This is a genomic window from Dyadobacter bucti (assembly GCF_005869225.1).
GTDB lineage: Bacteria > Bacteroidota > Bacteroidia > Cytophagales > Spirosomataceae > Dyadobacter > Dyadobacter bucti.
On record NZ_SWFP01000001.1, the window covers coordinates 52215 to 70927 of the forward strand.

Sequence of the window (18713 nt, forward strand, 5' to 3'; positions counted from 1 at the left end):
AAATCAAAATAGTTTTAATGGAAAAACCCATCAAATTGGAAAAAGATATTGATCCGGCGATCAGGCCGCAGTTTCTACGCAATGCCGGCGAAGCGGGTACATTAATCTGGGAGTATAATTGGGCTGAAAATCCTGTAGGCCCGATCAGCCGGTGGCCGCACAGCCTGCGCACTACCCTCGGTATCATGCTGCATTCAGCATTCCCTATGTTCCTGTTTTGGGGAAAACACCGTATCTGCTTCTACAATGACGCCTATCGGCCCAGTCTTGGTGTGAACGGCAAGCACCCGGCTATCGGTAAAACCGCGAACGAAGTATGGCCCGAAATCTGGGAAATCACGGATTCGCTGATCAGCGAGGTATACAAAACCGGTAGGGCGCAGTGGTTTGAAGACCGAATGGTGCCGATCTTCAGAAATGGCCGGCTGGAAGATGTATACTGGACATTCAGCCACAGCCCTGTATACGGGGACGAGGATCAGATTGAAGGCGTGCTGGTGACTTGTGTGGAAACGACGTCAAAAGTGAATGCCCGCAAGGAAATCGAAGAAACAGTCGCCAGCAGGACAGAAGAACTGGAACAGGCCAATGCATCGATCAGAGAAGCCAATGCTTATCTTCAGGATATCATCAACTCTTTCAAACAGCCACTTCAGATACTGGAACCGGTCTTTGAGAATGGTGAGATCATTGATTTCCGGTTTAAGCTGACAAACCAGGCATACGCATCTTACGCGAATACGATACCCGAAAAAATACAGTACAAACGAGTCAGCGAGATTTTTCCGGGATACCTGAACACAACCAGCTTCAGCAATGTTGCGAAGACTTATTTGTCTGGCATAACCGATACCTGGATGATCCACTACGATCAGGACGGCCTCGATCTGTACAATGAAATGACGGCTATCAAGATGGGCGAGGCGGTGATCCTGCATTTTGCGGACTACACGAAACTGAAATACCTGGAATTTGAATTACTCAAAAAAATTGCGGAACTGGAGAGCTCCAATCAGAATCTTCAGGCATTCGCCCATGCCGCTTCCCACGATCTTAAGGAGCCGGTACGGAAGATTCAGATTTTCACAGATCGCCTCAAAACCCAGCTGGTCAATCAGTTGACGGAAAATGATCTTGCGATGCTGAACAAGATAGCCAATGCTTCGAAGCGTATGGGGAATTTGATAGATGACCTGCTGACCTACTCGCAATTCAGTAGGGTACCTCTTGAAAAAGAACTGGTTGACCTGAATGAAAACATACAACAGGTTATTGAAGACCTGGAAGTGAGCATCCAGGAAACAAACGCGTCCATTACCCTCGGCAAACTGCCGGTTGTGAGCGGCTATAAAAGACAGCTCAATCAGATGTTTCAGAATCTGATCGGCAATGCATTGAAATACCACAATCCGGAAGTGCCTTTGCATATCGACATTTCGTCTCAGCCCACCAGCGAGCACGGCAAGCAGTACCACCTCATCGAGGTCCGGGATAACGGAGTAGGCTTTGAACAGCAGTTTGCCGAACAAATATTCGAACTTTTCACCCGCCTTCATGCCGGGGGCATACAAGCCGGAAGTGGCGTTGGGCTGTCAACGGTAAAGAAAGTCGTTGATAATCATAAAGGATTTATAAAAGCCCAAAGCCAGCCGGGAAGCGGGGCCTCGTTCCGGGTGCATCTGCCTTTTGACTAGCATGACAGATCTCATCCCGAAGGCACAAATCTTACTCTACCGCATACTGCGTGACATCCTCCACACGGAATTTCACCAGCTCAACGATCTGCGCCTGGGGCCTCATCAGCGGGGGGATAGACCGGAGTACTTCGTCCTTGTTTTCAAAATCATAGATAAACCACATTTTGTGCACACCGTCCTTGCATCCCCAATGCGCTTTGGAAATAATATGAGAACCTGAGGTCAAAAAAACATTGATGACGTGCATACAGTCCGAAACCTTTTCGGAATGGGGTATTTCAACCAGATAAGTTGGCATTTTTTCGAAGTTTAAGGTTTTAAAATTCACTTCATTACAGGCCAAACCAGCGGCTTACGCGGCTTGACCCAAAATATTCCTTGTCCGCTACGATCTCGCCGGAGGCTTTCGTATAAGTCCCGAAAGGTGACGGTCCTGAGAAAAAGTCGACACTGACCTGACCAACACGCCCATCGCCGAACTCTATATAACAAATGCCGTTTCCCTTGTAAGGCGCCGGTTCTTCGCCACGCTCAAAATCCGCTACTATCGATTCCGCAGCTACTTTTGCCGCTCCTTCCGCAAATACGCCCGCCTTGGGCGTTCCCACGCTGTTGACATCCCCGATGGCATACACACCGGGATATTGTGTTTTCAGATTGACCTTCGAAACAGGAATCCAGCCATTTACAGTCATACCGCTTTCCTCCACTACCCGCGGAACCCGATGCTTGGGAATGCCGAGAAACAGGTCGAAAGGCATCTCGGTCCCGTCATCGAGTATGGCGGCCTTGCGCGACGGATTAATGGTTTTCACGACATGCTTCGGAATAAAAGTGATGTCACGTTCCGCAAAAGCATCAAGCAGTGCCAGAGAAGTATCCGGCGACGGGGGAATGGGCAGTCCGAACGGCATCACGATGCTGATCGTACAATCTTTTCTGATACCGCGCTTAACCAGATAATCATGCATGAGCAAGGCGGCTTCGCTCGGCGCGGGCGGACATTTGAACGGGGCCGAACATACACCGACGATCACATTGCCTTTTGAAAACGTGGGGAGCAACTCCCGTAACATTTCTGCACCTGAAAAAGAATAGAACTCATTACCTGCTTCGGCCAGGCCGGGTGTCGCCGTCACATCATAATCGGCCCCCAGGGCAACTACCAGAATGTCCGCTTCATAAGTTGTCCCGCTGTGCGTGCTTACCTGCTTTGCAATCGGATCTATACGCGTGATGGTGTCGCGCACAAATTTCACGCCGGGTTTGACAATGTTTTTATAATAAACCCTGACCTGTTCGGCGGTTTTATGACCGAACATGATATCAAATTTGGAGAACCCGAAAAAAAATGAGTCGCTTTGATCAATCAGGGTCAGATCGAGACGATCCCCTATTTTTTCAGAAAGTATGGTCGTCAGTTCAAGGCCTCCGAACCCTGCACCCAGAACGACTACACGTAGTTTTGTGGCCATAAAAGATCAGTTTTTTCCTGGTTGCGGGATAATCCGCAAATACGGTTTAAGGGTTTTCCAGCCGTCCGGATACTTTTCTTTCGCTTCGGCATCAGAAACGGCAGGCACAATGATGACATCCTCCCCATTGGTCCAGTTTACCGGTGTGGCAACCCTGTGGCCGGCGGTAAGCTGCATGGAATCCAGGACACGGAGTATCTCATGGAAATTACGCCCGGTGGTCATCGGATAGGTAAGGTTAAGCTTAATCTTTTTATCAGGCCCTACTATGAAAACAGATCGGACAGTCTGATTGGTAGCGGCAGTACGGCCTTCCGAAGTGCCGGGTTCATCGGCAGGAAGCATGTCATACAGCTTGGCAATAGCCAGATCGGGATCTCCGATCATGGGATAGTTTACGGCATGGCCCTGCGTTTCCTCAATATCTTTTTCCCATTTCAAGTGGCTTTCGACAGGGTCAACGCTCAAACCGATCACTTTGCAATTCCTTTCCTGAAACTCCGGGGCCAGCTTGGCCATGTAACCCAGCTCAGTCGTGCATACAGGCGTAAAATCTTTGGGATGCGAGAAGAGGATAGCCCAGCTATCTCCCATCCATTCATGGAAATGGATAGGTCCCTGGGTGGTTTCCGCCTGAAAATCAGGCGCAACGTCATTTAATCTGAGGCTCATAAGTTTTAAATTAAAGGTTTGTGACTAGGGTAAAGATTTGCTTGTAGCCGGTTATATGAGCAGAAAACCCTTTTTACAGGTTTCGCACTCATAGCTCTCAGCCTTGATACTTCCGAGAGACGTGATCTTCACAAGCCGGGCAGCAAACGATCTTTTTTTTGAAACCACCAGGTTTCCGCCACATGCACTGCAGCGGATTCCGAGGATGGTTCGTTTAATGATGATTTTGTCCAGATCTAGAAGTCCCATAACGCCACCAAAAGTGGCGCTATCCGGTTTCAGATTCAAAAAAGAGGGACGAACGTGCCTGCTCCGGGACGAACCGCATGAACTTTGGGACTTGTGTGGCGGCATTAGTTTCAAAATTCATTTGGATAGCCCGGCAAATAATAGGAGATTGCGCCCCCAATTTTCCAAACGATGATAAATTCTGTTTTTTGCGGTATTGATTTCGGCACTTCCAATTCAAGTCTGGCAGTGGCAAATCAGGACGAAGTTTTCCTGGTTCCGGTTGAAAAAAACCACCATACTATTCCCAGTGCCATGTTTTTTGCCAGAAAAGACAATCAGGCATTTTTCGGCCGCGAGGCAACCGAACGCTTTCTGAGCCGGCAGCCAGGCAGGCTGATGCGAAGCCTGAAACGTGTTTTGGGCTCTCCTGCCATGCGCCAGGGAACCATGGTCAACGGCGAGCTGATGAAATTTGATCAGATCATTGCGGCCTTTCTGGATCAGATGAAACGCAAGGCGGAATCCGATTGCAATACAGAACTCAAGCATGTAGTAATGGGACGGCCCGTACACTTTACGGACAATGACGCGGCGGCTGACCAACGGGCAGAAAACGAACTGAAGGCCATAGCGAAGAGCCTGGGTTTCGAGCATGTCGGGTTTCAGTTTGAACCCATAGCAGCTGCATTTGCCCATGAAGCAAGGGTTACCGGAGAGAAACTGGCGTTGGTCGTAGACCTGGGCGGCGGAACATCCGACTTTACGGTTATCCGGCTGTCCGGTAAAAATGCCCGCAAGCCCGACAGAAGCAGTGACATACTGGCCAACACCGGCGTACGGCTCGGCGGAAACGATTTTGATAAGGATCTGAGCCTTGCCGAAATGATGCCGGAGCTGGGCTTTCGGTCCCGGTACGGTTCTAAAAATCTGGAAGTACCCTCCTACCACTACTTTGATCTTTCCGAATGGAGCAAGGTTAACTTTCTGTATACCAACAAGATCATATTTCAAGCCAAGCAATTACTCCGCGAAACCCATGATCCGGTACGCTACGGCAGGCTGGTGAGTATTCTTGAACAAGAAACAGGGCATGCGGTACTGGCAGAAACAGAGAAGATCAAGATCGGTCTGGCGAGCAATGATAGCTATGCGGCTGCGCTTGATTTCATTGACCAGAACCTGCGGATTGATGTGGAGCGGGAGAATTTTAACCTGGCAATTGCCACAAAAACGGAACGTATCGTCCAGGCAGCCACAGAATGTCTGCGCGCGGCCGGGATCGGACCGGAAGCGATCGGCCTGGTGATCATGACCGGCGGGTCAACGGAAATCCCGCTTATCCAGGATCAGTTCCGGCGGCTTTTCCCTGCGGCGGAATGGTCGGAAGAAAACAAACTTTCCAGTGTAGGGCTGGGCCTGGCCTACGATGCCCGCAACCGTTTTTCCTGAAAAATATACCACAATTCATCAAAAAACGGATAAAAAAATTTATTTAGACTCGTTCTCGTTAACTTTGTGCACTTCCAAACAGTGCCACATCGATGCCGAAGGTTAACAGCATCTCAATAACATGTTTTTTATGAAAAAACTAGTAATCGTTGCAGCAGCATTATTGTCCTTTGCTGCACATGCCCAGCAAAATACGCTTCTGGAGCAATCCTTCTGGAAAAACGCACCGGACGTGAATGCAGTAAAGGCGGAAATCGAGAAAGGAAGCAGCCCTTCCCAGTTCAACGGCGCTACATTTGATCCTGTGGTTCTGGCGATAAACGCCGGGGCTCCGAATGCAACTGTCGAATACCTGCTCAGCCAGCCAGGAAATCCTGTGGACAAGCTGACGCACGACAGCCGCATTTATCTGCACTGGGCAGCGAGCAAAGGCAATACCGAGCTCATGGAATATCTGATTGCAAAAGGCTCGAAAGCTGACGTGATCGATAGCCACGGGTCAACGCCCCTCAACTTTGCAGCCGGAGCCGGCCAGCAGAATACAAAGGTATATGACCTCTGCCTGGCCAATGGTGCCAATCTCAAAAAAGACCTCAACCATGAGGGTGCCAATGCGCTGCTGATCGCAGTCGCCAACGATAAGGATTTCACAATCACCAATTATTTTACATCCAAAGGCCTGGACCTGAAAAGCACTGACGCTGCCGGGAATAACGCATTCAGTTATGCGGCACGGGGCGGCAATATCGAGATATTGAAAACACTTTTGCAAAAAGGCGTTCCTGCCAACCCTACGGCCATGCTGATGGCTGCTCAGGGATCACGCCGCGGCGCCAATTCCATTGAAGTATACCAATATCTGGAAAGCCTGAAACTTCAACCGAACATTGTCGGTAAAAACGGCGAAACTGCATTGCATTCGGTGGTACGCAGGCCTAAGCAGGACGATATCATCCGTTATTTTCTGTCGAAAGGTGTGGATGTGAACAAGGCAGACGAAGACGGAAACACGGCATTCATGAACGCCGCCGCGTCCAATCCCGACACAGCAGTACTTGCATTACTCGCACCGGCCCTTAAAAACATCAATCAGGGCAACCAGAAAGGGCTTACTGCGTTGGCTATGGCCGTTCGCAGCAATTCTCCCGCGGTGGTCAGTTACCTGATCGGAAAAGGGGCGTCTGTGCGTGTAGCTGATGCCAATGGTGACAACCTGGCTTACTATCTGATCCAATCGTACGCGCCCCGGAATGCAGCGGATTTTGATGTTAAAATGAAGCTTCTTCAGGACAAAGGTTTAAACATCACCGAAAGTCAGAAGAACGGCAATACCCTGTACCATCTGGCTGTGGCGAAAAATGATCTGGCGCTGATCAAAAAACTGGAAGCATACCAGGTCGATGTGAACGCCAAAAATAAGGAAGGGATTACCGCCCTGCACAAAGCAGCCATGATTGCCAAAGACGACGCCGTGCTGAAATACCTGATCTCGATCGGTGCTAAAAAGGACATCGTAACCGGCTTCGACGAGACTGCTTTTGACCTGGCAGGTGAAAATGAGTCGCTTTCTAAAAACAATGTAACTGTTAATTTCCTGAAATAATTTTCATGTCTGATTTTATAAAAACAGCAGTTGTATCTGTAGTGCTAACCCTTGCCGCGCATTCGGGAACTTTTGCACAGAGTACCGGTACAAGCAAATACAAATGCATGGTACAGATGACCAATTACGCTGGCGAAGGTGCTTATATCGTAGTTTCTCTGATCAATAGCAAAAATGGATATGACAAAACACTGTATGTCATGGGTCCCGATAAAAAATGGTACAACAGCCTGAAAGAGTGGTACAAGTTCCAATCCAAAAAACCGGCCAATATCAGCGCTGTCACCGGAGCGTCGGTGACCGGCGGCGACCGCAGTGTAAATGTGTTTGAAATCGAAACTGCGAAAATCAATGCAGGTTATAAGCTCAGGTTTGAAAGTGCGGTGGAAGATCAGAAATACCACGTGAAAGATGTGGAAATACCGCTGACAACAGAAGCACTTTCCGCTAAAACCGATGGTACCGGCTTCATCCGGTATGTGAGGTTCAGCCCTAATTAACAGGCAGCGCTTTTCATGACCACCCGCCTCGAAGCTCGAATTTACCTACCGGCGAACTGCTAGCGATTTATCCTGCCGGCGACCCAGCGAGAACGGCTGTATTCCGTCGGTAAAATAGCGAACGATGTTCAGCTTAGTGTTCAAATCCATTAAAAAGGCCGCGGCTCGGCATTTTATACAACCTGAGACCGGGCGGTTCGATCATACCAGTAGAACGGCCAGGTTCTGATGGATTGTTACTGACGCCCTGGAATATCCAGATTGGAAGAAGAAAAAACTTTTCCGTCATCCGTGATCATCAGGCAGCTGAACTCGGGAAAGCGGCTTATAAAACGCAGACCGGCTTCTTTTCCCATCACCATCAGCGAAGTACTGAAACCGTTGGCCCGTTCCGCGCTGGGACCAAAAACTGTTACGCTGGTCAGTCCGGTTGCAGGATAACCGGTAGCAGGGTTAATAATATGTGAATAACGTTTGCCATTGAGCGTCACAAATTTCTCATAGTCCCCGGAGGTAACCACCGCTCCGTCGCGAACCGGCAATACCGCGAAAAGATCGCCCGGATCCATAGGGTCGTTGATACCGATGATCCAGTCGCTTCCATCGGGTTGTTTCCCCCATACACTCATGTCGCCGGAACCATTGACAATACCTGCTTTAATACCTCTTTCCAGCATCATATCCCGGCATTTATCCGCTGCGTACCCTTCACCCAAAGCTCCGAAGCCGATTTTCATTCCTTTCATTCGGAGGAAAACCGTTGAGTTTTTTTTATTGAGGACAATGTTCTTATAGCCCACTTTTTCAACAGACCTCTTAACCGACTCCGGCGAAGGCATCGTGGTCATGGAACCATCGAATTTCCAGATCCGCTCCATAGCCGCGAAACTGATATCGAAAGCTCCGCCGGTGAGGCGCGAAAGTTCCAGAGCCCTTTCTGTCAGCTCAAAAACCTCCCTGTCCACCCGTACGGGCCGGATCCCTGCATTTGCATTCACCTGTGAAATCTGGGTAGCCGGTATCCAGTCAGAGATCAGGTTTTCGATCCTGGTGATCTCGCGGATCACTATATCAATATGCATTTCCGCCGCCGCAGAGTCCGCCGCCACGATCGTGATATCAAACCGACCGCCCATGAGCATGGTGGTGCGCTTTCGCAAAACCTGCGAACGTGCGCTCAATGCTATGAAAACAAAAAACAGCGTCAGAATTTTTTTCATATAAATTGTAACCGGTACCGGACGCAAAAAGTCTCCGCAGCTTCAAAAGTAATTGTTTGAACCAACCGGAAAAAGTGTATCGCACTTTCAGCAAACCTTAACGGATACCAGCGTGTTCAAAAAAGTACTAACTTTATATTCTGTTTATGTTATTTAATATTTTCTGTATACATAATGAAAAGCGATTCACAGGCAAGCAAGGTATATGTAGAACTCCGGCGAAAAATCCTGTCCAACCAACTTACTGCCGGGAGCAGGCTTAAAGAAGATGTGTGGGCAAAAAAAATGGAAGTCAGCCGCATATCCGTCCGTGAAGCATTAACCCGTCTCCTGGGCGAAGAGCTGATCATTTTTGGTGAAAAAGGCGGCTATTTTGTCAAATCGATGACCGCCCGCGATGTAAAGGAAATACGCCAGATGCGACAAATACTTGAAATCGGAGCATTGAGGCTCATCTTTCAGCTGCAAGACCCGCAATGCATCGCCAAACTGGAAGAAATATGTGACGATTTCACGTCCATGATACACCGGGGCTATCTGGGCGGGGCCTGCGAGGCCGATATCAAATTTCATGAAACACTGATCAACAGCGCCGGAAACGAAAAATTGAAGATGCTGTACCAGGTCAGCAATATCCCTTTATTTCACCAGAAACTAGGCCAGACACAGTCCCACATGGACGATTACGAGTTGACAGACATGGAACACCGGCAGATACTGGAAGCCATCAAAGCCAACGATCCGGCTCTGGCGGAGTCCGTTCTGAACAAACATCTGCTCAGAGGCGAAGCCGCAGTTCTGGAAGATATTATGTAGAGCCACCCGTTTTACTATTGCAGAAAGCCACCTGATAGTGTGGCTTTTTGCTTTTTACCGATCATTCTTCCGGAGTTTCGCCTACCCGCCCATATTTCATTCTTCATTTTCGATAAAATTAGATAGAAAAAATTTTTGTATACAGAATTTTGATATATTTGTATACCATATCTACTTTTTCAATCTACCCTAATGTTCCTGCCCAATGAAGAAAAACTACGTTCCGAAACTGTGCTCGGTCACTCTCTTACTGTTGTTGTTTGCTTTCTGTATTTCACCTGACGCCACGTCCCAGGGCGTTCAAAAAGTTGAAGGTACGGTAACCGAAAAAACATCCAATGCACTGCTGCCTGGTGTGAACATCGTTATAAAAGGTTCGAGCCGGGGCACCACCACCGACAGCGAAGGACATTTTGCCCTGGATGCCTCACCTTCCGATACGCTTACATTTTCGTTTATCGGATACGTCAGGCAGGATGTTGCGGTCAATTCATCCTCTGTGCTCAACGTGGCACTGGTAACCGATTCCCAGGCATTGAATGAAATTGTGGTAACAGGTTATTCCTCTCAAAGAAAAAGGGACATAACTGGTTCAGTATCTGTCGTGGACACCAAAGCAATGAAGTCGATTCCATCCGGGTCGGCAGTTCAGGCATTGCAGGGACAGTCGTCGGGGGTGAACGTGATCAGCTCGGGAGCTCCGGGTTCGCCCAGCAACATATTTATCCGGGGTATCAGTTCTTTCGGCGACACCCAGCCGCTGGTGCTCGTAGACGGTATCCAGGCTTCCCTGAACGATGTCAGCTCGGATGATATTGAATCGGTACAGGTGCTCAAAGATGCGGGCGCTGCGGCCATATATGGTGTAAGGGGCGCGAACGGGGTAATTGTAGTGACCACCAAAAAAGGCAAAGCCGGAACGCCGGTAATTTCCTACGATGCCTATTATGGCACCCAGAGGCCGTTGCAGGGGAATGTTTTCAATCTGCTTAATCCCGATAATTTTGCCCGCATTACCAAAATAGCTAATCCAAACAGCAGTCTTTTCAGAAATGGTATCCCTGATTTTGTATACAGAGGACCGGGCGGCTCGGGAACAGGAATGGCCGGAGACGCTGCGGTAGACCCTTCGAAGTATAATTTCAGCACATCCAATCCTGCCAACAATTACCTGATACAGAAATTAAACAAATCAGGAACGGACTGGTTTCACGAGGTATTCAGGCCAGCAGCCATGACAAACCATAACCTGACTATCAGCGGCGGCAGTGAAAAATCGAACTATATGGTTTCACTCGGCTACCTCAATCAGCAGGGAACGCTTATGGAAACGTATCTGAAAAGATACAGCCTGCGGGTCAATACGCAATTCAACCCCAGAAAACACCTGCGAATTGGTCAGAATACCTATATGTTTTACAAACAAAACCCTTCCTTTAACAACCGCTCTGCCGGCAACGCCATCGCACAAACCTATCGCATGATGCCATTGATTCCTGTTTACGATATCATGGGCAACTGGGGCGGAACGTTTGGTGGTCCGGAACTCGGAAACGGAAGCAATCCGGTAGCAACCCAGAAAAGCCTGATCAATAACCGCAGTAATTTCTGGAATGTGGTAGGGAACGTATTTGCAGAGGTAGATCTTTTCAAGAATTTCACTGCCAGAACAAGCGTGGGCGGTACTATCGACAATCAATACCACGTCAATTTTGCCTTCACTCCTTACTTTAATTCAGAAGGGAATACGAACCTGAACTCCCTGACCGAGTCGCCCCTGTTCAACAGCAACCTGATGTGGACCAACACGATCACCTATAACAAGACCTTTGGAAAACATTCGGTCCAGGCATTGATCGGGTCGGAAGCGATCAAAAACTATGGCCGTGCGGTAAATGCGTCTTCGAGCAACTTTTTCTCGACGGATTTTGACTACCTCATCCTGAACAACGGTACGGCCAACATCGCCAACAACAGCAGCGCCTACAAAAACACACTGTTCTCCCTTTTCGGACGTGTGGACTATGCATTTAACGACAAGTACCTGGTGGCTGCCACAGTTCGCCGCGACGGTTCTTCCCGTTTTGGGCCAAACAAACGCTACGGGGTGTTCCCATCGGCTTCGCTGGGCTGGCGGATCTCCTCCGAGGAATTCATGAAGGATGTTAATTTCCTGAATGAACTGAAGCTGCGCGCGAGTTACGGGGTGCTGGGCTCGCAGGCGAATGCCAATCCCAACAATGCCTTCGATCTTTTCGGCGGTACTTTTGCCAGGGCATACTACAACATTACCGGCTCTGGTAACAGCCTCACGCAAGGTTTCATGCAGACCAGCCTGGGTAACCGCAATACCGGCTGGGAACGTAACATTATCAGCAATATCGGGCTCGATGCGACTTTGTTCAGAAAACTGGACGTGTCTGTGGAGTATTACCGGAAATCTATTGAAGGCTTGCTGTTTGCAGAGCCGCTTCCCGCTACTGCCGGTGCTGCCACGGCGCCTACCATCAACATTGGCGACATTCGCAACCAGGGGGTGGATATCTCGGTGAACTACCGCGGAAACATGACGGATGATCTCAAATTTAACCTCGGCGCAAGCATTACAACTTATAAAAACACGATCCAAAACATCCCCGACCCGGGCTACTTCGACACCGGCTACTCACAGGATCTGGGCAATATGGTGAGAAACAAGGAAGGCAACCCGGTAGGATCTTTCTTCGGGTACCAGATTGTGGGGCTTTTCCAAAGCCAGGAGGACATTAACGGTTCGCCTACGCAGTCTGATGCCGCGCCGGGAAGGTTTAAATATCAGGATGTCAACAATGATGGTAAGATCAATGCCGATGACCGGACTTTTATCGGAAACCCAAACCCCGACTTTACTTATGGCCTTAACCTCGGACTGAACTACAAGGATTTTGACCTGTCGGCTATCTTTTACGGTTCGCAGGGAAATGAGGTTTTCAATACTGTGAAATCGTACACTCATTTTTACAGTACCTATGTGGGTGCCAAAAGCAATGACCTGCTGAATGCATGGACGCCTGAAAATACGGACACGAACATTCCGAAAGTAGAGACATCAGGCTCTTTCAGCTCGTCGGGTATAGTGAATTCATTTTATATAGAAAACGGCTCGTTTCTGAAACTGCGCTCGCTGGTGCTGGGCTACACCGTGAAGCCGGTAGTATTGAAAAAAATCGGAATGGACAGGCTGAGACTGTATCTGCAGGCTGCCAACCTTTTTACCATCACCAAATACACCGGGCTTGATCCTGAGCTGAGCGGCAACAGTTCCGATTTCGGTATCGACTTCGCGAACTATCCCAACAACCAGAGAAATTTCATTATCGGCCTCAATCTTTCTTTCTAAACAGAAATTCATCCATCGTCATGAAGAAATTAGCAACCTTCTGCTTACTGATCATATTGGGCACAAACAATGCCTGCAACAATGACTTCCTGGAAATCGGTGCGATTGGCACTACCAGCGAAACCACACTCGCCACAAAGGCTGGTGTAAACGGACTCCTGATGGGCGCATACTCGCTCCTCGACGGCTGGGGCGTACCGGGATCTACCTACTATTTTGTGGGTGTTGAAAACTGGATATTCGGGGGCGTTGTTTCCGACGACGCACATACCGGGACCGAAGCCGGGGCATTACCGCCGATGACATCCGTTGAAAGTTACAATTACGACGCCAGCATGCTGCCTTTCGCACAGAAATGGCAGGTGTTGTATGCCGGTGTACAGCGTGCGAACGATGTACTGCGTATACTAGCCAAAGTTACAGATGGTTCCATCAACGCCGAAGAAGAAAAACAGATCCGGGCGGAAGCAACTTTCCTGAGAGGGATTTACCACCTCGAAGCCGCTAAACTATGGGAAAACATTCCTTTCGTGGACGAAACGGTTTCTTATGCCAATGGTAATGTGAAGGTTCCCAACAATGTATCTGCCTGGCCTAAAATTGAAGCGGATTTTGCTTTTGCCGCTGCCAACCTTACCCCTACCAAATCGGAAGTGGGACGCTGCAACAGCTGGGCAGCCAAGGCTTTTCTTGCCAAAACCTATATGTTCCAGGATAAATATACCGAGGCAAAACCACTGCTGGAAGAGCTCATCGCCAGCGGGGTAACATCCTCCGGCGCCAAATATGCACTGGTCAATTTCGCAGACAATTTTAACCCCATCAAAAAGAACGGCCCCGAGTCGGTATTTGCCGTACAGATGTCGGTTAACGATGCGTCGATCTACGAGCATGGAAACATGGGTGCTTCGCTGAACTTTCCAATGGGCGGCCCGGCTACCTGCTGCGGCGCTTACCAGCCTTCGTTCAGTCTGGTAAATTCGTTCAAAACGGATGCTGCTACCGGGTTGCCGCTACTGGATACTTTTAACAATACCGATGTGACCCACGACCTGGGCATTGAAAGCAATGCGCCGTTTACACCCTATGCCGGAACATTGGACGCGCGACTGGACTATACGGTAGGCAGAAGAGGAATCCCTTATCTGGACTGGGGACTGCACCCCGGCAAATCGTGGATACGTCAGCAGGCAGTGGCCGGACCTTACAGCCCTATCAAAGCGATTTATTATAAAGCTGACAAAGCCACCACATCCTACGGAAACGGCCGCTATACTTCCAATAATTACACAATGATCCGTTTTGCCGACATATTGCTGTGGGCCGCGGAAGTGGAAGTAGAGATCGGTTCGCTGACAGAAGCGCAAAAATACGTGAACATGGTAAGGGCGCGGGCTGCGAATACCAACGGCTGGGCAAAAAAATACATTGACAACGCCGATCCTTCTAAAGGTTATTCCACCGAGCCGGCCGCCAATTACAAGGTTGGTTTGTATACCACTGAATTTACGGCCAAAGGAAAGGATTTCGCCCGCGAAGCCGTACGGTTCGAACGCAAGATCGAATTCGCTATGGAAGGCCACCGGTTTTTTGACCTTCGCCGCTGGGATAACGGCACCGGCTATATGGCAAATGTTTTAAATGCATATATTCAGCATGAAACTACAATCGCCGGCTACAACTTTGTGTATATGAACGGTGCTAAATTTACAAAGGGGAAAAACGAGATTTACCCGATCCCGCAGGCTCAGATCGATTTGAGCGTAGTAGATGGCAAATCCGTGCTGACCCAGAATCCAAATTATTGACCTTTTCAATTTTGTTATGCGTGAAAATCTTTTGAACCGCCGCAAATTTCTTGCCCTTTCGGCCTCTACCGGCCTGGCGTTGTCATCCCGCTTCGCGTTTGCGGCACCTTTCCAATCCGAGAGAAAACTTCGTGTGGGGATAGTTGGCGGAAGGTTCGGACTGGGTTTCTTTTTTAATGAACACCCCAATTGTACCGTGGAAGCAGTCAGTGACCTGCTTCCAGACCGGCGGGCCGCACTCATGAAAACCTATCAGTGTACCAAAAGCTATGAGTCGCTGGAAAAATTGCTGAAAGACCCGAAGATCGAGGCTGTGGCATTGTTTACACCTGCTCCCGACCATGCGAGGCATGTGATCCAGTCGCTGAAAGCGGGCAAGCACGTGTTGTGCGCCGTGCCGGCTGCATTGACGATCGAAGAGTGCCACGAGGTACATAAAACGGTAAAAAGCACAGGGCTGACCTATATGATGGCCGAAACCTCCGTATTCCGGGGAGACACGATCACTGCCAAAAAACTCTACAAGGAAGGAAAGTTCGGTACTATTTTCAGCAGCTCGGCCCAGTACTACCATCCGGGGCTGGAAGTGTTGTATTTTGAAAAAGACGGTAAACCTACCTGGCGGCACGGCCTTCCGCCAATGCTCTACCCTACCCATGTAACGGCTTTCCTGATCGCTGTGACCGGCGAGCGGCTGACCCATGTAACCTGCCAGGGCTGGGGCGACGATAGTCCTATGCTAAAAGGCAACCCGTATAAGAATCCATTCTGGAACGAAGCAGCTTTTTTCAGGACCAATCAGGGCAATTCCTTTATCGGGGAGGTTTGCTGGAAAGGTGCCTTGGTAGGCTGCGAACGGGGCGAGTGGCGGGGCGATAAAATGAGCTATTACAGCCAATACAAACACAATGAAACCCATATCGTGGAAGCCACAGAAAAAAAAGGCACCGACGATGGCGGCTTTTCCATAGCTGAACCGGAAATGCAGATTTACAAGGAAACGGTATGGTGGAAAACCGATCTGCTCCCCGCACCCATGCGCCATGACAGCGGCCACGGAGGTTCGCATACTTTTATTACCCACGAATTCATCGATTCCATTATCAGCAACCGCGAGCCGATCGTAAATATCCGTGAGGCGCTTGCTTACACCGCGCCGGGCATTATAGCACACGAGTCGGCATTGAAAAACGGGGAGTACCTGAAAATCCCGAGCTTCGACTAACTGGTTTTTAATCGACTCATTTTTAAAATTTTAATATCAATACGTATAATTTTTCGGCAATGAATGTCTGGCCAAAGTCACAAGCACTATTAAAAAATAATGAAAAATGGATTCCCGGCGGAGTGGTTTCGCTCAACCGGAAATCCGACCCGAATATTTGTTTTACAAAAGGCCGGGGAAGCCGGGTTTGGGATCTGGAAGGCAACGAATACATTGATTACCAGGCTGGGTTTGCGGCTTCCTTTCTGGGCCACAACGATCCGGATATCAACAAGGCCGTGCAGGAGTCTTTTTCACAGGATATGGTTTTGATGGGCGCAGGCCCCACTGATCTGGAAGGTAAATTTGCGGAGCTGTTCTGCAGCAGCGTTCCGTCCGTGGACAGCATCCAGATCACCACAACAGGCTCCGAGGCCACTTACCACGCCATCCGGATTGCGCGTACCGTTACTAAGAAAGACCATATCATAGTGATGCAGGGCGGATACAACGGCTGGCACAACGACGTCGCCTGCAATGTGATCAGCGCGCTGGCAGATGTGGGAGAAAGGGTAAGCCCGGGCGAGTATCCTTTCGACTCGCTGTCGGCCGGAATTCCCGATGCGCACAAATCCCTGGTACATATCATCAATTACAATGACCTTGATTCGGTAAGGTATGTGCTTAAAAGATATCCCGTTGCCTGTCTGATCCTGGAACCTATCCTGCAAAACATTGGTATCGTAAAACCATTGCCGGGTTACCTCGAAGGACTCCGCCAGCTTGCCGATGAAAACGGGTTTCTCCTGATCTTTGATGAGGTCAAAACGGGTTTTCGTCACGCAATAGGCGGCTACCAGAGCATCAGCGGCGTCACGCCCGACCTCAGTACATTTGGAAAAGCAGTTGCCAACGGTTATCCTATGGGCGTGATCGGCGGGAAAAAGAAATATATGGACCATTTCGTACATCCCGAACGAGATCAGCGTGCATTGATCGCTGGAACCTATAATGCTTTTCCGCTCACTACGGTTGCCGCAATTGCCACGCTTAAAAAACTCTCTTCGCCGGAGCATCAGGTATACCAGCACATTAACAAGCTGGGGAAAATGCTTGAAGACGGACTGAACACCATTTTTTCGACACTTGACAAACCTTATTATCTGGCACGTCAGGGTTCGGCCTACTGCATGTATTTCATGGACCACGCGCCTGTTGATTTCCATGATATTGTAAAAAACCATGACTTTGCCTTCGATAAAAACTACCGGATCAAACTCATCGAAAAAGGCATATTCAATTTTCCGCTTCCCATCAAGCAGGGCAGCATTTCTTTTGCCCATACCGAAAAAGATATCGAGATCACCCTCGAAAAAACGCAGGATGTGGTGAATGAAATGAGTATGCAGTACTATCCAGCCTGAGTTTTTTGACCTTCCGGCTATATCCTAAACCACCATTTTTTTTAATGAAAATTACTGCCATCGAAACCCAGGTTTGCCATGCCCGCATGCGGAACTGGGTCTTTGTCAAAATCATAACAGACCAGCCCGGGCTCTGGGGCTGGGGAGAAGCTACCCTCGAATGGCATACCCGCTCGGTGGTGGGTGCTATTGAAGATCTTTCGCAATTGCTGATCGGTGAAGACCCGCGACGGATCGAGCACCTCTGGCAAATGATGTACCGCCAACATTTCTGGCATGGAAACGGCATCGTCCGCGGCACGGCGATCAGCGGGATTGACATTGCGCTCTGGGATATTCTCGGGAAAATCCACGGGGTACCCTGCCATGAATTATGGGGAGGGCGTGTCCGTGATTACATCCGCCTGTACTGCCACCTCGGCGGCGGGAAAATGGAGGATTTTTACCAGACCCGCCCCGACGATGCCAGCCGTTTCGGCGAGTTGGCGCAAAAGGCAGTTGAAGATGGTTTCACCGCGTTCAAGTCGATGGCCGTGCCCGAAACCATGCCACTGGAAGGTTTACAGCCTGTTTACTACGCCGAAGCCTGTGTAAAAGCGATGCGCGACGCAGTCGGCGACAGCATCGACATCATGGTGGACTGCCACGCCCGCCCTTCCCCGAGGATGGGGATGCTTTTTGCAAAAGCATTGGAACCTTACGGCCTGTATTTCTTTGAAGAACCCTGCTGGCCCGAATCGATTGAGGATATTGCATTGATACAACGTGCCGTAAAAACACCCATAGCGAGCGGAGAAAGGCTGATCGGCATCCACGCATTTCGGGAAATGCTCGAACACCGGGCTGTGAGCGTGATCCAGCCGGACATTACCCACTGCGGCGGACTGAGCGAAGTGCGGCGCATTGCTGCCCTGGCCGAAGCCTACAAAGTTGCCGTGGCGCCACATAACCCGCAAGGCCCCGTGAGCACCGCCGCTTCTATTGAATTCGGTTTTGCAACGCCTTCCTACGTAATTTGCGAAAGTGTACACAGCGATGTGCCCTGGCGTACCGAGGTAGTGAGCGAAGGATTTACGGTGGAAGAAAAAGGCCGTATCGTAAGGCCGAACACCCGTCCCGGACTTGGTATCGACATTGACGAATCGGTGGTTAAAAAACATCCGTTTCAGCAGGAAGTATTGCAAAGGACATTTTACAAAGACGGCAGCGTCGGCGATTGGTAATCTAATATGCAA

15 protein-coding genes are annotated in these 18713 nt (G+C 49.5%); 10 read left to right on the top strand and 5 right to left on the bottom strand.

What is annotated here, in order from left to right:
- Positions 1-17: 17 nt before the first annotated feature.
- Complete coding sequence (locus FBF61_RS00180; RefSeq protein ID WP_138475047.1) at positions 18-1694, top strand: sensor histidine kinase; 1677 nt, start codon at positions 18-20, stop codon at positions 1692-1694.
- 31 nt (positions 1695-1725) lie between these two features.
- On the opposite strand, the gene FBF61_RS00185 is transcribed toward FBF61_RS00180, so the two are convergent.
- From FBF61_RS00185 to FBF61_RS00200, 4 genes are read right to left on the bottom strand one after another with little or no spacing between them, the layout of a single operon-like run.
- Positions 1726-1995: a hypothetical protein gene (locus FBF61_RS00185; protein WP_138475048.1), complete on the bottom strand. Its 270-nt coding sequence runs from the start codon at positions 1993-1995 to the stop codon at positions 1726-1728.
- Positions 1996-2029: 34 nt separating this feature from the next.
- On the bottom strand, positions 2030-3172 hold the full coding sequence (locus FBF61_RS00190) for an NAD(P)/FAD-dependent oxidoreductase (protein ID WP_138475049.1): 1143 nt from the start codon (positions 3170-3172) through the stop codon (positions 2030-2032).
- Between the two features lie 6 nt (positions 3173-3178).
- Complete coding sequence (locus tag FBF61_RS00195) at positions 3179-3844, bottom strand: peroxiredoxin (protein WP_138475050.1); 666 nt, start codon at positions 3842-3844, stop codon at positions 3179-3181.
- Between the two features lie 51 nt (positions 3845-3895).
- Positions 3896-4198, bottom strand: a complete 303-nt coding sequence (locus tag FBF61_RS00200) for a hypothetical protein (protein ID WP_138475051.1) — start codon at positions 4196-4198, stop codon at positions 3896-3898.
- 66 nt (positions 4199-4264) lie between these two features.
- On the opposite strand from FBF61_RS00200, the gene FBF61_RS00205 reads away from it, so the two are divergent.
- The 3 genes from FBF61_RS00205 (at position 4265) to FBF61_RS00215 (ending at position 7627) form a co-directional block, all read left to right on the top strand.
- Complete coding sequence (locus tag FBF61_RS00205; protein WP_138475052.1) at positions 4265-5524, top strand: Hsp70 family protein; 1260 nt, start codon at positions 4265-4267, stop codon at positions 5522-5524.
- Positions 5525-5654: 130 nt separating this feature from the next.
- Complete coding sequence (locus FBF61_RS00210) at positions 5655-7127, top strand: ankyrin repeat domain-containing protein (protein WP_138475053.1); 1473 nt, start codon at positions 5655-5657, stop codon at positions 7125-7127.
- 5 nt (positions 7128-7132) lie between these two features.
- Positions 7133-7627, top strand: coding sequence for a DUF2271 domain-containing protein (locus FBF61_RS00215; protein WP_138475054.1), 495 nt, complete (start codon positions 7133-7135; stop codon positions 7625-7627).
- Between the two features lie 236 nt (positions 7628-7863).
- Here the strand turns inward: FBF61_RS00215 and FBF61_RS00220 are convergent, their stop codons facing one another.
- Entirely contained in the window at positions 7864-8847 is a 984-nt protein-coding gene (locus tag FBF61_RS00220) for an FAD:protein FMN transferase (RefSeq protein WP_138475055.1), read from the bottom strand.
- A gap of 174 nt (positions 8848-9021) precedes the next feature.
- Here FBF61_RS00220 and FBF61_RS00225 point away from each other — a divergent pair, with 174 nt between their 5' ends.
- From FBF61_RS00225 to dgoD, 6 genes are all read left to right on the top strand, one after another.
- The gene (locus tag FBF61_RS00225; protein ID WP_138475056.1) at positions 9022-9663 is read left to right on the top strand and encodes a GntR family transcriptional regulator; all 642 of its coding nucleotides are present in this window, start codon (positions 9022-9024) and stop codon (positions 9661-9663) included.
- Between the two features lie 205 nt (positions 9664-9868).
- On the top strand, positions 9869-13042 hold the full coding sequence (locus FBF61_RS00230) for a SusC/RagA family TonB-linked outer membrane protein (RefSeq protein WP_138475058.1): 3174 nt from the start codon (positions 9869-9871) through the stop codon (positions 13040-13042).
- Between the two features lie 20 nt (positions 13043-13062).
- On the top strand, positions 13063-14850 hold the full coding sequence (locus FBF61_RS00235; RefSeq protein ID WP_138475060.1) for a RagB/SusD family nutrient uptake outer membrane protein: 1788 nt from the start codon (positions 13063-13065) through the stop codon (positions 14848-14850).
- A gap of 16 nt (positions 14851-14866) precedes the next feature.
- Positions 14867-16075 (top strand): Gfo/Idh/MocA family protein, encoded by a 1209-nt coding sequence (locus tag FBF61_RS00240; RefSeq protein WP_138475062.1) that lies wholly within the window; start codon positions 14867-14869, stop codon positions 16073-16075.
- A gap of 59 nt (positions 16076-16134) precedes the next feature.
- Positions 16135-17478 carry an aspartate aminotransferase family protein gene (locus tag FBF61_RS00245; protein ID WP_138475063.1) on the top strand — a complete coding sequence of 448 codons (1344 nt, stop codon included), beginning with the start codon at positions 16135-16137 and terminating at the stop codon, positions 17476-17478.
- Between the two features lie 44 nt (positions 17479-17522).
- Positions 17523-18701, top strand: a complete 1179-nt coding sequence (gene dgoD, locus FBF61_RS00250) for a galactonate dehydratase (RefSeq protein WP_138475065.1) — start codon at positions 17523-17525, stop codon at positions 18699-18701.
- The last annotated feature ends 12 nt before the right edge of the window (positions 18702-18713 follow it).